Origin of the sequence: Enterobacter roggenkampii, assembly GCF_001729805.1 — a bacterium.
GTDB lineage: Bacteria > Pseudomonadota > Gammaproteobacteria > Enterobacterales > Enterobacteriaceae > Enterobacter > Enterobacter roggenkampii.
The window spans coordinates 259,047-273,121 of sequence record NZ_CP017184.1; the positions used below are offsets into that span (position 1 = coordinate 259,047).

At 55.3% G+C, this 14,075-nt stretch carries 13 protein-coding genes; 7 read left to right on the forward strand and 6 right to left on the reverse strand.

What is annotated here, in order from left to right; genetic code table 11:
- Nucleotides 1-209 precede the first annotated feature (209 nt).
- Nucleotides 210-1,841: a Na/Pi cotransporter family protein gene (locus BFV67_RS01155; protein WP_008503411.1), complete on the forward strand. Its 1,632-nt coding sequence runs from the start codon at nt 210-212 to the stop codon at nt 1,839-1,841.
- Here BFV67_RS01155 and BFV67_RS01160 read toward each other — a convergent pair.
- The gene (locus BFV67_RS01160) at nt 1,838-2,125 is read right to left on the reverse strand and encodes an addiction module antidote protein (protein ID WP_021242718.1); all 288 of its coding nucleotides are present in this window, start codon (nt 2,123-2,125) and stop codon (nt 1,838-1,840) included. The genes BFV67_RS01155 and BFV67_RS01160 overlap by 4 nt on opposite strands.
- Nucleotides 2,118-2,435, reverse strand: coding sequence for a type II toxin-antitoxin system RelE/ParE family toxin (locus tag BFV67_RS01165; RefSeq protein WP_069597753.1), 318 nt, complete (start codon nt 2,433-2,435; stop codon nt 2,118-2,120). The genes BFV67_RS01160 and BFV67_RS01165 overlap by 8 nt, the downstream gene beginning before the upstream one ends.
- Before the next feature lie 197 nt (nt 2,436-2,632).
- On the opposite strand from BFV67_RS01165, the gene rluF reads away from it, so the two are divergent.
- Nucleotides 2,633-3,505, forward strand: coding sequence for a 23S rRNA pseudouridine(2604) synthase RluF (rluF, locus tag BFV67_RS01170; RefSeq protein WP_008503414.1), 873 nt, complete (start codon nt 2,633-2,635; stop codon nt 3,503-3,505).
- On the opposite strand, the gene BFV67_RS01175 is transcribed toward rluF, so the two are convergent.
- The 3 genes from BFV67_RS01175 to rtcR form a co-directional block, all read right to left on the reverse strand.
- Nucleotides 3,506-3,778 carry a YjbD family protein gene (locus BFV67_RS01175; RefSeq protein WP_014830263.1) on the reverse strand — a complete coding sequence of 91 codons (273 nt, stop codon included), beginning with the start codon at nt 3,776-3,778 and terminating at the stop codon, nt 3,506-3,508.
- Between the two features lie 50 nt (nt 3,779-3,828).
- Complete coding sequence (gene panS, locus BFV67_RS01180; protein WP_023293551.1) at nt 3,829-4,773, reverse strand: ketopantoate/pantoate/pantothenate transporter PanS; 945 nt, start codon at nt 4,771-4,773, stop codon at nt 3,829-3,831.
- A 105-nt stretch (nt 4,774-4,878) separates the two neighbouring features.
- Nucleotides 4,879-6,453 (reverse strand): RNA repair transcriptional activator RtcR, encoded by a 1,575-nt coding sequence (rtcR, locus tag BFV67_RS01185; protein ID WP_069597754.1) that lies wholly within the window; start codon nt 6,451-6,453, stop codon nt 4,879-4,881.
- 442 nt (nt 6,454-6,895) lie between these two features.
- Here rtcR and BFV67_RS01190 point away from each other — a divergent pair, with 442 nt between their 5' ends.
- Genes BFV67_RS01190 through BFV67_RS01200 form a run of 3 tightly spaced genes read left to right on the forward strand, consistent with a single transcriptional unit; the run spans nt 6,896 to nt 10,047 of the window.
- Complete coding sequence (locus BFV67_RS01190) at nt 6,896-8,023, forward strand: slipin family protein (RefSeq protein ID WP_032654618.1); 1,128 nt, start codon at nt 6,896-6,898, stop codon at nt 8,021-8,023.
- Nucleotides 8,024-8,027: 4 nt separating this feature from the next.
- Nucleotides 8,028-9,254 (forward strand): RtcB family protein, encoded by a 1,227-nt coding sequence (locus tag BFV67_RS01195; RefSeq protein WP_032664694.1) that lies wholly within the window; start codon nt 8,028-8,030, stop codon nt 9,252-9,254.
- Between the two features lie 4 nt (nt 9,255-9,258).
- Nucleotides 9,259-10,047, forward strand: coding sequence for a nucleotidyltransferase domain-containing protein (locus BFV67_RS01200; RefSeq protein WP_023293546.1), 789 nt, complete (start codon nt 9,259-9,261; stop codon nt 10,045-10,047).
- A 41-nt stretch (nt 10,048-10,088) separates the two neighbouring features.
- Here BFV67_RS01200 and lysC read toward each other — a convergent pair whose 3' ends face one another.
- Complete coding sequence (gene lysC, locus BFV67_RS01205) at nt 10,089-11,438, reverse strand: lysine-sensitive aspartokinase 3 (RefSeq protein ID WP_008503421.1); 1,350 nt, start codon at nt 11,436-11,438, stop codon at nt 10,089-10,091.
- 373 nt (nt 11,439-11,811) lie between these two features.
- On the opposite strand from lysC, the gene pgi reads away from it, so the two are divergent.
- Nucleotides 11,812-13,461, forward strand: a complete 1,650-nt coding sequence (gene pgi / locus BFV67_RS01210; RefSeq protein ID WP_008503422.1) for a glucose-6-phosphate isomerase — start codon at nt 11,812-11,814, stop codon at nt 13,459-13,461.
- A 367-nt stretch (nt 13,462-13,828) separates the two neighbouring features.
- On the forward strand, nt 13,829-14,071 hold the full coding sequence (yjbE, locus tag BFV67_RS01215) for an exopolysaccharide production protein YjbE (RefSeq protein WP_008503423.1): 243 nt from the start codon (nt 13,829-13,831) through the stop codon (nt 14,069-14,071).
- The last annotated feature ends 4 nt before the right edge of the window (nt 14,072-14,075 follow it).

The window sequence follows — 14,075 nt, forward strand, 5'->3', positions numbered from 1 at the left end:
TTCCTTACAACAAACAGGGCACCTCATGGGTGCCTTGTCTCTTTCTTACGCTTAACCCCTTATACTGAAATAAGGTTCTATCCCTGGCACCCGGTGGCGGTGCGCTTACCGGGCCTGTGCGTAGGTCAGATAAGGCGTCGCCGTCATCCGACATGGCAACGCGCAGGGAACCTCAGGAAAACCGATAAAGATAAGGAGGAAAACCATCCGTGCTGACCCTGTTACATCTGCTCTCTGCAGTCGCACTGCTCGTATGGGGCACCCATATCGTCCGTACCGGCGTGATGCGCGTATTTGGCGCCCGTTTACGTACCGTTCTCAGCAGCAGCGTTGAGAAGAAGCCGCTCGCCTTCTGCGCAGGCATTGGCGTAACGGCACTCGTTCAGAGCAGCAACGCCACAACCCTGCTTGTCACCTCCTTTGTGGCGCAGGATCTGGTGGCGCTGGCCCCGGCGCTGGTGATTGTGCTGGGGGCTGATGTGGGTACCGCGCTGATGGCGCGTATCCTGACCTTCGATCTCTCCTGGCTGTCGCCGCTGCTGATTTTTGTCGGCGTTATCTTCTTCCTCGGCCGCAAACAGACGCGGGCCGGGCAGCTTGGTCGCGTGGGGATTGGCCTGGGGCTGATTCTGCTGGCGCTGGAGCTGATTGTGCAGGCGGTCACCCCGATTACCGAGGCCAACGGCGTGCAGGTCATCTTCGCCTCCCTGACCGGTGACATCATGCTCGACGCGCTGATTGGCGCGGTGTTTGCCATCGTCAGCTACTCCAGCCTGGCCGCCGTGCTGCTGACGGCCACGCTCACCGCCGCCGGGGCGATCTCCTTCCCGGTCGCGCTGTGTCTGGTGATCGGTGCCAACCTCGGCTCTGGCCTGCTGGCGATGCTCAATAACAGCGCCGCCAACGCTGCCGCCCGCCGCGTGGCGCTCGGTAGCCTGCTGTTTAAGCTGGTGGGCAGCCTGATTATTCTGCCCTTTATCCATCCGCTGGCGAACCTGATGGATAACCTCCCGCTGCCGAAGGCGGAGCTGGTGATCTACTTCCACGTGTTCTACAACCTGGTGCGCTGCCTGGCGATGGTCCCTTTTGCCGGGTCGATGGCTCGCTTCTGCGAGCGACTCATTCAGGACGAACCGGAGCTGGACGCCCGCCTGAAGCCAAAGCATCTGGATACCTCCGCGCTGGACACCCCGGCCCTGGCGCTGGCGAATGCCGCGCGCGAGACGCTGCGCATGGGCGACGCCATGGAAACCATGCTCGAAGGGCTGCAAAAGGTGATGCACGGCGAGCCGCGAGAGGAGAAAGAGCTGCGCAGACTGGCGGACGATATCAACGTGCTCTATACCGCCATTAAGCTTTACCTGGCCCGCATGCCGCAGGACGAGCTGGCGGAGGAGGAGTCCCGCCGCTGGGCGGAAATCATTGAGATGTCGCTCAACCTTGAGCAGGCCTCCGATATTGTTGAGCGCATGGGCAGCGAGATTGCCGATAAGTCGCTGGCCGCCCGCCGGGCGTTCTCCGTTGAAGGCTTAAAAGAGCTTGAAGCGCTGCACGAACAGCTGGTCAGCAACCTCAAGCTGGCGATGCTGGTCTTCTTCTCCAGCGACGTGCCGAGCGCGCGCCGCCTGCGCCGCAACAAGCATCGCTTCCGCATTCTTAACCGCCGCTACTCGCACGCCCACGTTGAGCGCCTGCATCAGCAGAACGTGCAGAGTATCGAGACCAGCTCACTCCACCTGGGGCTGCTGGGGGATATGAAGCGCCTCAACTCGTTGTTCTGTGCGGTGGCCTACAGCGTGATGGAACAGCCGGATGAAGATGACCAGCGGGATGAGTATTAATCCCCGGCGTGTTTGAGTGTTAGCCCAAAACCCAATGCTTTCATGACCGCGAGCGTGGTTTTGAGCGTTGGGTTTCCTTTATCACTGAATGACCGATAAAGCTGCTCACGTGATAAACCGGTTTGCTGTGAAATGTTCGACATGCCTTTGGCTCGCGCGACAACACCAAGGGCTTTAGCGATATATGTCGAGTCGCCTGTTTCTAGTGCATCAGCGATAAACACGGCGATTTCCTCGTCATCCACCAACGCGTTGGCGGGATCGTAAGGTGTTAATTTATGCATGCTCATTCACTCCTGCCATTGGGATACATTGCTCAGCATTTTTTTCCATCAGTATGTCTCTGGCCTGGCTGCTTTTGTCACCACCACATAACAGCACGATGATGTAATTGCCCTGGTCTTTAAAATAGATCCTGTAGCCCGGACCAAAGTGGATCCTTAGCTCACTTATACCTTCTCCCACGGGTTTAACGTCGCCCGCTAAGCCATTTGCCAACCGAAAGAGGCGGGAAGCGATAATGGTCTTCGCTCGTCGAGCTTTTAAGTTTTGCTCCCAGCGTCGGAAGGATTCTGTCTGAACAATCTCCTTCATATTACTCCCTGTGATTTATAAACTACAAACACTTCTCCATGGAGAGTAAAACTAAAAGGCTTGAACACATGGGTAAATGACAGGATGCAAAATCCTGAAAGCGTCTCGCAAACTAAAAAACCCGTCTCAGTTACCGTCGGCTAATCTTTTTTTCCAGTCCATACCTAAGGTATATTTCGCCCTTCACAGGAGAAACTATGCTGCCAACTCAATCAACCCGATTAAACAAATACATTAGCGAGAGCGGGATCTGCTCACGTCGCGAGGCGGACCGTTACATTGAACAAGGTAATGTGTTCCTCAACGGCAAGCGCGCCACGATTGGTGACCAGGTGATGCCTGGCGACGTGGTTAAAGTGAATGGTCAGCTCATCGAACCGCGTGATGCCGAAGACCTGGTGTTTATCGCGTTGAACAAACCGGTTGGGATTGTCAGCACCACGGAAGACGGTGAGCGGGACAACATCGTTGATTTCGTGAACCACAGCAGCCGTATCTTCCCGATTGGCCGTCTGGATAAAGACTCTCAGGGGCTGATTTTCCTCACCAACCACGGCGATCTGGTCAACAAGATCCTGCGTGCCGGTAACGATCACGAAAAAGAGTACATTGTGACGGTGAATAAGCCGGTCACGGACGACTTTATTCGCGGCATGGGCGCCGGTGTGCCGATCCTCGGTACCGTCACGAAAAAGTGTAAGGTGAAGAAAGAAGCGCCGTTCGCGTTCCGCATTACCCTGGTGCAGGGCTTAAACCGCCAGATCCGCCGCATGTGCGAGTACTTCGGTTATGAAGTGACGAAGCTGGAGCGCACGCGCATCATGAACGTCAGCCTGTCCGGCATTCCGCTGGGCGAATGGCGCGACTTGACGGATGACGAACTGATTGAGCTGTTCAAGCTTATCGAGAACTCCTCGTCCGAAGCGAAGCCGAAGGCCAAAGCCAAACCGAAAACCCAGGCGATTAAACGTCCGGTCGTGAAGGCGCCGCAGGCGGAAGAGAAAGGACGCGGCAAACCGGGTAACGGGAAGCGATTTACCCAGCCTGGCCGTAAAAAGAAAGGGCGCTAGCTAGCGCCTTCCACGGGTAGAGGTATTGGCCGACCAGGAAAAGGTCGTTTCAGTATCCGGCTTATAAGCCTGCTGCTTTTTCAGCTTGCGGGCTTTTTTCGCCTCGGCGTCACGCTGCGCCATCAGTTTGTCGATGTACTCTTTTTTCACCTGATTGGTTTCGGCGTTGGTCAGCGTACGGCCATGCGCGATGCGGGCGCGGTCGAGAAGCGTTTTCAGTTCGCGCTGCTCGGCTTCCGTCATGTCTTTCTGGGTCAAACGTGGTGTCGCCATTGCTGAAGCCTCATGAGAGAGAGGCTTCAGTGTAAAGCAAGCTGAGTCAATTAACCCTGTTTCACCGCATCTTTTTTCGTTTGTTCCTCAATCGGTTTGCCGGACCAGTAGCCCGCCAGCAGCGAGCCGGAGAGGTTGTGCCAGACAGAGAACAGCGCACCCGGCAGGGCCGCCAGCGGCGAGAAGTAGATTTTGCCGAGCGCCGCCGCCAGGCCGGAGTTCTGCATCCCTACCTCGATTGCCAGCGTGCGGCAGGTCGATTCGTCGAAGCCAAACAGTTTCCCGCCCCAGTAGCCGCCCAGCAGGCCAATGGTGTTATGCAGCACCACCGCAACGATCACCACAAAGCCTACGGAAGCTATGTGCGAGGCGGAACCCGCCACCACTGCGCTGATGATCGCCAGAATACAGACCATCGAAAACGCGGGCAGGTACGGCTCAACGGCCTTCACCACGCGCGGGAACAGGTGGTGAATGACCAGCCCCAGCGCAATCGGGATTACAACAATCTGCAGAATGCTCAGCAGCATCCCCATCACGTCCACCTGAATATGCGCATCCACGTACAGGCGGGTTAACAGCGGCGTGGCAATCACGCCAACCAGCGTGGAGACGGACGAGATAGTGACGGAGAGCGCCACGTCGCCTTTCGCCAGATAGATCATGACGTTGGATGCCGTGCCGCTGGCGACGCTGCCCACCAGCACCATCCCGGCGGAGAGGTCGGGCGGCATCTTAAAGACCATCGCCAGCAGCCACGCTGCAAGCGGCATCACCAGGTAGTGGAGGAATATTCCTGCCGCGACGGGCGCAGGGCGAGACAGCACGCGCTTAAAATCGTCTACTTTCAGATGCACACCCATACCGAACATGATCAGCATCAGCAGCGTGGCGACCCACGGACCAATACCGGTGAACGTGGTGGGCGTGTAATACGCGAGTACGGAGAGCAGCAGCGCCCATAACGGGAACAGCCGCGTAATAGCGGATAACATAATGATTTCCTTGCGATGAATGTTGCGTGTGTTTGTTATAAAAAGCCGGGATCGAGCCCGGCTATAGTTATTGTTTATCGCGTAAGGAAGTAATATTCAAATGAATTATGACCGGATGCTTTCCCAGCTCAGACTAAAGCGAGCCAGATATTTGCGCAGTCGGTCGGCGTCGTTAGGATTGGCTTTTTTGAGCCGTGAAACGGCAAACAGCTCACGTCCGGCTTCAGACAACGATGCGCTGCGGCGACATACCTCCAGCACCGTTTCCAGTTGCCGCTGGTCAAAGAGGTCAATCTCCATGTCAGTTGCAGGCTGCGTCACGTCAGTTTGCCAGTCGGTCTGAAGACGTGAGATCTCCTCCAGCACCAGATCCTGAGTAATACGCCCTCGTTCCGCCAGCGTCGCCATGCGTGCGACGCTGGCGCTCAGTTCGCGAAAGTTGCCCCGCCACAGCGCTCTGCTGGAACAGGCAAAGGCCAGATAGCCTTCGCGTGCCTCTTTATCGAAGCGGATTTGCGTCTGGCTTTCGCGAGAGAAACGTTGAAGTTCGTAGTCAACATTCGGCGTGATGTCTTCTTTCCGTTGGGCAAGGCCGGGTAAGGCAAAGCTCCACATATTAATACGGGCATAGAGATCTTCACGAAAACGTCCTTCTGCCACCCACTGGCGCATATCACGGTGGGTTCCGGCGATAAGTTGAAAATCGCTGTGAACTTCTTTATCGGAGCCAAACGGGAAAAAAGTTTTCTCTTCAATGGCTTTGAGCAGCATCGCCTGTTCATCCAGGCCTAGTTCGGCAATCTCGTCGAGGAAAAGGACGCCGCCATCGGCTTCACGCAGCAGGCCGCTGCGCGCCGACAGTGCGCCGGTAAAGGCTCCTTTCACATGGCCGAACAGCGTGGACATGGCGTTATCACCGCGCAGGGTCGCGCAGTTGACGGAAACCAGTTTGCCGGAAACCTGATGGCGTGACTGCTTAAGCTGATAAATGCGGTTCGCGAGGAACGACTTGCCCGCGCCGGTGGGGCCGGTCAGCAGGATCGGGGCTGTAGAACGTAGCGCCACGCGTTCAATCTTGTCGATCAGACTGTTAAAGGTGGCGTTTCGCGTCTCAATGCCCGCTTTCAGAAATGAGATTGACTGCTGCTGCTCGCGCTGAAAACGGTTGGTAAGGGTCGTGTAGCGGCTTAAATCCAGGTCGATAATTGAGTAAGTTCCGGCTGCAGTCTCCTCAGCAGAGGCTTCTTTTCTGGCAGGGCCAGTCTGCAAAAGGCTGGCGGGAAGATAGCGGGCTTCCGTCAGCAGGAACCAGCAGATCTGCGCCACATGCGTGCCGGTGGTGATGTGGATGAAATACTCTTCGCGATCGGTATCAAACGTGTACTGGGTGGCGAAATCGAGAAACGCGGCATAAACCTCTTCGAAATCCCACGGGTCTTCAATGGTTACCGTGCTGGGACGCACCTCGGTGTGGGGGGAAACCAGCACAATATCTTCCGCCAGTTGCTGAGCCATGCCGAGATCTCGCGGTTGATGTAGCAGCTCCAGCCTGTCGACCGGGAAATCCGGCTGTTGGCACAGCCCGACGGTCGGTCGCCATTTGCGAAAGCGATTAGCCCGCTTTCCCCGTTTATCCATCACGGTGCCAAGCACCCCGATCACCACCTTCCGCTTCTTCATGTTTATCCGAAAAGATAATTGTCGATATAGCAGGATAAGAAATGTTGAGCCGAACGGCAATGCATGAAAAGCGTGATAAATAAAAATCATTAATTATCAATAAAATAAAAAAAATAAAACGGCGATTTTTGTTTTTGGCACGCTTCTGGCAATACAGATAACGTCACGACGTTGAGCACACTGGGGGTTAAGGCCCCGTCGGCGCACCAGGAACGGCAAGGCTGTTTTCCGGGGGCGTTCCGTCAACCAATGACAGACAGAAGGGTTCGATTCCCGATTCATTCTCCCAATGAAAACTGGTTGTAAACATCAAAGTAAAAACGGGGATTGCGCAGTCAGCAATCCCAATGAAGGTCGCCGGTAATGGCGCCGGATCGCAGGCGAAAAGGCATTCCCCTGTGATTTCGTGCCTGCACCCGCGCCTGACTTTAAGGAATATAAAATGGCTAAAAAAATCACGATAAAAAAAGGTCAGTTAGGACTGGTAGCAAAAGCTGGCGATTATTACCGGGTACTGGAGGCGGGTGAACACCGTCTGGGTTGGTTCAATACTGACGACGTGCTGGTGGTGAGCCAGGATGGCAGCGAGGTGCCGGATGCGCTGGCGGATTATCTGCGCCGCTTTCAGCCTGACTGGGTGGTACGTTACTGCCTGGCGGTCGACCTTACTGCGGATGAAATCGGGGTGTTATCGAACAACGGCGTATTGCAGGAAATTGTGCCGCCTTCGACTCGTCGTCTGTACTGGCAGCAGGATGCGGCGTTGACCCTGCAAAGAATTGATACCCGCGACGTGCGGGTACCGGTGGACGTGATGAATGCTGCTCTGCAACCGCGTCGCAATGGCGCGCTAAAGGGGCGCGACGCGATGCTGGTCGTACAGGTACCTGCCTGGCACGTCGGGGTGGTGAAAATCGACGGAGAAATTCAGGCACTGTTACCGCCGGGACTGACGGCTTACTGGAAAATTAACCATCTGGTTGAGGCAGAGATAGTGGATACGCGCCTTCAGGTGGTGGAAGTGAGCGGGCAGGAGATCCTGACGAAGGACAAAGTTAACCTGCGCCTGAACCTGGCGGCTAACTGGCGCTACAGCGACGTGCTGCAGGCCTGCGGGCAGCTTACGAAACCGCTGGAACATTTGTACCGCGAACTCCAGTTCGCACTGCGTGAGGCGGTCGGCACCCGCACGCTCGATGAGTTACTGGAAGATAAGCAGATCATTGACGAGGTGGTCAGCAAACAGGTGCAAGGCCGCCTGTCATCCTTTGGAATGGAAATTGCGTCGCTTGGGGTAAAAGATATTGTTTTACCTGGTGATATGAAAACGATTTTATCCCGTCTGGTAGAGGCCGAAAAATCGGCCCAGGCGAATGTTATACGCCGACGTGAAGAAACGGCGGCGACACGATCGCTGTTAAACACCGCAAAGGTGATGGAGAACAACCCGGTGGCGCTGCGTTTAAAAGAGCTGGAAACCCTGGAAAGGGTCGCGGAGCGTATCGACAAAATTTCAGTATTTGGTGGCCTGGACCAGGTATTACACGGCCTTGTTAACCTGAAAGGATAACGCAATGCAACAGAATGATTTTGAATTACTGACGGCGTCAAACGGCGCCCCGATCAAAATGTGGACTCACGGTGTGCCCGTGGAACCAGAGGCACAGGCGCAGTTACTGAATACTGCAAAGATGCCGTTTATTTTCAAACACCTTGCGGTGATGCCCGACGTTCATCTCGGTAAAGGCTCAACCATCGGCAGCGTGATTCCGACCAAAGGGGCAATTATTCCTGCGGCGGTTGGCGTGGATATTGGCTGCGGGATGATTGCCGTTCGCACGTCGCTGGTGGCGGGTGATTTGCCGGATAATCTCAGCGGTTTACGTAGCGCCATTGAACAGGCAGTACCGCATGGGAGAACCAATACGCGTTCTCGACGGGATAAAGGCGCGTGGGAAACGCCACCGAAAGAAGTGGACGATCGCTGGTGGGTGCTGGCCCCACGTTTTAAACAACTCACGGATAAATACCCGCAGTTGCTGAAAACCAACAACTACCAGCATCTGGGCACGCTGGGTACCGGAAACCACTTTATTGAAATTTGCCTCGATGAGCAGCAGCGCGTCTGGGTGATGTTGCACAGCGGCTCGCGCGGCGTAGGAAACGCCATCGGTAATGTGTTTATCGCCCTGGCACAGCAGGATATGCAGCATCACCTGGGACATCTGCCGGATAAAAATCTGGCCTATTTTCAGGAGGGGAGTCGTCACTATGAGGACTACATCGAGGCGGTGGAGTGGGCGCAGGATTTTGCCCGCCACAATCGGGAAGTGATGATGTCGCGCGTGCTGGCGGCGCTCTCTCGCGAAGTGACAAAGCCCTTTATTACGCAGCAGGAGGCGGTTAACTGCCATCACAACTATGTGCAGAAAGAACATCACTTTGGGGAAGAGGTACTGATCACGCGCAAAGGTGCGGTGTCGGCGCAGAAAGGGCAGATGGGGATTATTCCGGGCTCAATGGGCGCAAAGAGCTTCATCGTGCGTGGCCTCGGCAACGAGCAAAGCTTCTGTTCCTGCAGCCACGGCGCCGGGCGAGTGATGAGCCGAACGGCGGCAAAAAAACGCTATACCCTTAGCGACCATATTCAGGCGACCTCTCACGTAGAGTGTCGCAAAGACAATGAGGTGATCGATGAAACGCCGATGGCCTATAAAGACATTGATGCCGTGATGGCCGCGCAATCGTCGCTGGTGGAGATCGTTCACATCCTGCGTCAGGTAGTGTGTGTAAAAGGATAAAAAAATGAGCAACAACGATGTTGATAGCGCGATGCGCGCACGTGTCTGCGCGCAACTTCGCGCTATAGAGCAGCGCTATAACGTGCGCGTGCTCTACGCCTGTGAATCGGGCAGCCGGGGATGGGGTTTTGCCTCACCGGATAGCGATTATGATGTGCGGTTTTTGTACGTTCACCGCCCAGAATGGTATTTGCGCGTCGAAGCCCAGCGGGATGTGATCGAGCTGCCGATAGATGATGAACTGGACGTTTGTGGCTGGGAATGGCGCAAGGCACTGGGCCTGCTGAAGGGGGCAAACCCGACGCTTATCGAGTGGCTGGATTCCCCTGTTGTTTATCAGGAGGATGAGACGGTAGTGGCCGAGTTGCGCGCGCTAATACCTGCGTGGTTTTCGCCATTGCGCGCCCGCTGGCATTACTACTCGATGGCCCGAAAAAACTTCCGTGGATATTTACAGGGGGAAACGGTTCGGCTGAAAAAGTACTTTTATGTTCTACGACCTTTGCTGGCGGCGCGGTGGGTAGAAGCGGGGAAAGGCGTTCCACCGATGCGTTTTGACGAACTGCTTGCCGGGAGCGAACTGTGTGCGCCGTTACGTGCGGAAATCGATGCATTGCTGGAAATAAAACAGCGCGCAGGTGAAGCGGAATATGGTCCTAAACGGCCCTTACTCCACGCTTTTTTGCAAAGTGAGCTGGTGAGAGGAGAAGTGCCGCCGGTACTACCCGACAGCAGAGAAGGAAATTTAAAAGATCTGGATTCGCTGCTGATGAGAACAGTAATGAAAAGCTAAAGAATGGCCCGGTGGTGAAAACGCCCGGGCCATTCTTGCGCTTATTCAAACAAATTCTGATGAAGTTTCTGCACGACCTGCTCAGCCTGATCGGCTGGCACCAGGAAGCAGAGGTTATAGCTGGACGCACCGTAGCAAATCATGCGGATGTTGAACGGGTCGAGTACGCCAAACACCTCTTTGCCCACGCCGCAGGCGCGCGACAGCTTGTTGCCGATGATGGCAACCAGCGCCAGGTCTTCTTCGACTTCCACGCGGCACAGCTCGGACAGCTCAATCAGCAGCGACTGCGTCAGCAGGGTGTCACCGGTTGATGTGGAGCCGGTGGTGTCCAGCGTCAGCGCAATGCTCACTTCAGAGGTGGTGATCAGATCCACGGAGATGTTGTGGCGCGCCAGAATACCAAACACTTCCGCCAGGAAACCGCGGGAGTGCAGCATATTGTGGCTGTGGAGCGTCACCAGCGTCTGGCGACGGCGCAGGGCCAGGGCGCGGAACAGCGGCGGGTTTTCCGTTTTCTTGCAGACCAGCGTGCCGCCGGCTTTTGGATCTTTACTGGAGCCGACGAAGACCGGAATATCGCTGCGCACAGCAGGCAGCAGCGTGGCCGGGTGCAGCACTTTCGCGCCGAAGGTGGCCATTTCCGCCGCTTCTTCAAACGCGATCACATCAATACGTTTCGCCGCGGAAACAACGCGCGGGTCGGTGGTGTAAATGCCCGGAACGTCAGTCCAGATATCGACGCGCGTAGCATGCAGGGCCTCGCCCAGCAGCGCGGCGGTATAGTCGCTGCCGCCACGGCCAAGCGTGGTGGTGCGGCCCTTTGCTTCGCTGCCGATAAAGCCCTGAGTGATCACGATGCCGTCTGCCAGGCGCGGGGCCAGCTGCTGATTGGTCAGCTCGGCCAGCGCTTCAACGTCCGGCTCGGCGCGGCCAAAGCGGTCGCTGGTACGCATGATTTTGCGTACGTCAAACCACTGCGCCTGAACGTTACGCTCGCGCATGATTTCCACAAATAGCAGGGTGGACATCAGCTCACCGTGGCTGACCAGCTCATCGGTCAGGGCGGTGGAGGTGGCCAGAGAGGCCGCTTCTGCCAGCGTGGTGATGTTTTCCAGCAGGCGTTCCACTTCCTCGCGGATGACGTTCGGGTTCTGCAGACGCTCAAGGATGTCGAACTGAATTTTGCGCAGTGCATCCAGTTTCACGAAACGTTCTGTCGCTTCCAGTCCTTCAGACAGAGAAACCAGCAGGTTCGTCACGCCGGCGGATGCAGACAGCACCACCAGGCGGGTATTCGGATCGGCCAGCACCACATCGGCGCTGCGGTTCATGGCATCGTAATCGGCCACACTGGTGCCGCCAAACTTGGCGACCACAAAACTCGTCATAACAACCTCGTGTCAGGGAATGAATAAGCGACCATGGCACAAGAATGAAACGAAAACAGGTGCAGGCGCAAAATACGGCCCTATAAATAAAATGTGGGGGAGGTCCTGTCAATGCTGGGATTATGCGGATTTTTTATGGGGGGTACCCCTGAGAAACAGGACTTATAACAGGGCCAGATTTTATGCTTCGTTTTAGGGCATTTTGACCGACATTTCTCCGCTCCAGGAGGGCGCTTCAGCAGCTATACTTTTCGGGTCTTTTCACCTGTGTTTGATGCAGGCCAGGGCAATGGCATAAAAACCATCACAATTTTTATTTGCAGGCGCTACAATCGACCGCAGTCACAATTCTCAAATCAGAAGAGTATTGCTAATGAAAAACATCAACCCAACGCAGACCGCTGCCTGGCAGGCACTCCAGAAACATTTTGATGAAATGAAAGACGTCACCATCGCGGACCTGTTCGCGAAAGATGCCGATCGTTTCAGCAAGTTCTCCGCGACCTTCGACGACCTGATGCTGGTGGATTTCTCTAAAAACCGCATTACCGAAGAGACGCTGGCAAAACTGCAGGATCTGGCGAAAGAGACCGAACTGGCGGACGCCATCAAATCCATGTTCTCCGGTGAGAAGATCAACCGCACCGAAGACCGTGCCGTGCTGCATGTAGCCCTGCGTAACCGTAGCAATACCCCAATCATCGTTGACGGCAAAGACGTCATGCCGGAAGTGAACGCGGTGCTGGAAAAGATGAAAACCTTCTCCGAAGCGATCATCTCCGGAAGCTGGAAAGGCTACACCGGCAAAGCGATCACCGACGTGGTTAACATCGGTATCGGCGGCTCTGACCTCGGCCCGTTCATGGTGACCGAAGCGCTGCGCCCGTACAAAAACCACCTGAATATGCACTTTGTGTCTAACGTCGATGGTACCCACATCGCCGAAGTGCTGAAAAACGTGAACCCGGAAACCACCCTTTTCCTGGTTGCGTCTAAAACCTTTACCACCCAAGAAACCATGACCAACGCCCACAGCGCGCGCGACTGGTTCCTGAAAACCGCGGGCGACAACAAGCACGTGGCGAAACACTTCGCTGCGCTGTCTACCAACGGTAAAGCCGTCAGCGAGTTCGGTATCGACACCGCGAACATGTTCGAATTCTGGGACTGGGTCGGTGGCCGCTACTCTCTGTGGTCTGCAATCGGTCTGTCTATCATCCTGTCCGTGGGCTTCGACAACTTCGTTGAGCTGCTCTCCGGCGCGCACGCGATGGACAAACACTTCTCCACCACCGCACCAGAGAAAAACCTGCCGGTGCTGCTGGCGCTGATCGGTATCTGGTACAACAACTTCTTTGGCGCTGAAACCGAAGCGATCCTGCCGTATGACCAGTACATGCACCGCTTTGCGGCTTACTTCCAGCAGGGCAACATGGAATCCAACGGTAAATACGTGGACCGTAACGGCAACGCGGTGGATTACCAGACTGGCCCAATCATCTGGGGCGAGCCGGGCACTAACGGTCAGCACGCATTCTATCAGCTGATTCACCAGGGCACCAAAATGGTACCGTGCGATTTCATCGCCCCGGCTATCACCCATAATCCGCTGTCCGACCACCATCCGAAGCTGCTGTCCAACTTCTTCGCCCAGACCGAAGCGCTGGCGTTCGGTAAATCCCGCGAGGTGGTTGAGCAGGAATACCGCGACCAGGGTAAAGATCCGGCAACGCTGGAGCACGTGGTGCCGTTCAAAGTGTTCGAAGGCAACCGTCCAACCAACTCCATCCTGCTGCGCGAAATCACGCCGTTCAGCCTTGGCGCGCTGATTGCCCTGTACGAGCACAAAATCTTCACGCAGGGCGCGATCCTGAACATCTTCACCTTTGACCAGTGGGGCGTTGAGCTGGGTAAACAGCTGGCAAACCGTATTCTGCCAGAGCTGGGTGACGATAACGCGATTACCAGCCATGACAGCTCGACCAATGGGTTGATCAACCGTTATAAAGCATGGCGTGCGTAATTAAAACGCCATGAAAACGTGCCGGCTTAATGCCGGCATTTTTTTATCAGATAATTCCTGATGTCTGTTAGTTAACGCAAATTCTGGTTCTGAGTTTAATCTGAAAAAGACGTTTAACCCGTTAATTGCTGCGGTTTATTTTAAGAAAATACGCAGAAGGAACTTAATATATCAATATTATAAGTTATTGTTTTATAGTTATTTAATATTTTCCCTCTTTGTCTTTCATTTCGATTTTATCCATTAGTCTGAAAACCCACCCTCTATTTCCCCTTACGGCAAACCCACGGCATGAGTTGTGTATACTCGATTCCGCCTGAAATTCTTTTCGGGCAAATCTCCATTCATTCATTGAAGGGAAATTGTTATGAAGAAAGTACTGTATGGCATTTTTGCCATATCTGCGCTTGCGGCGACATCTGTTTATGCAGCTCCGGTTCAGGTCGGGGAAGCGGCAGGGTCGGCTGCGACGTCTGCGTCTGCGGGGAGTTCTACCGCAGCCAGCGCCAGCACCGTAAGTTCAGCCGTGGGTGTCGCGCTGGCGGCAACCGGTGGCGGTGATGGCTCCAACACCGGAACCACGACCACCACGACAACCAGCACCCAGTAATAGC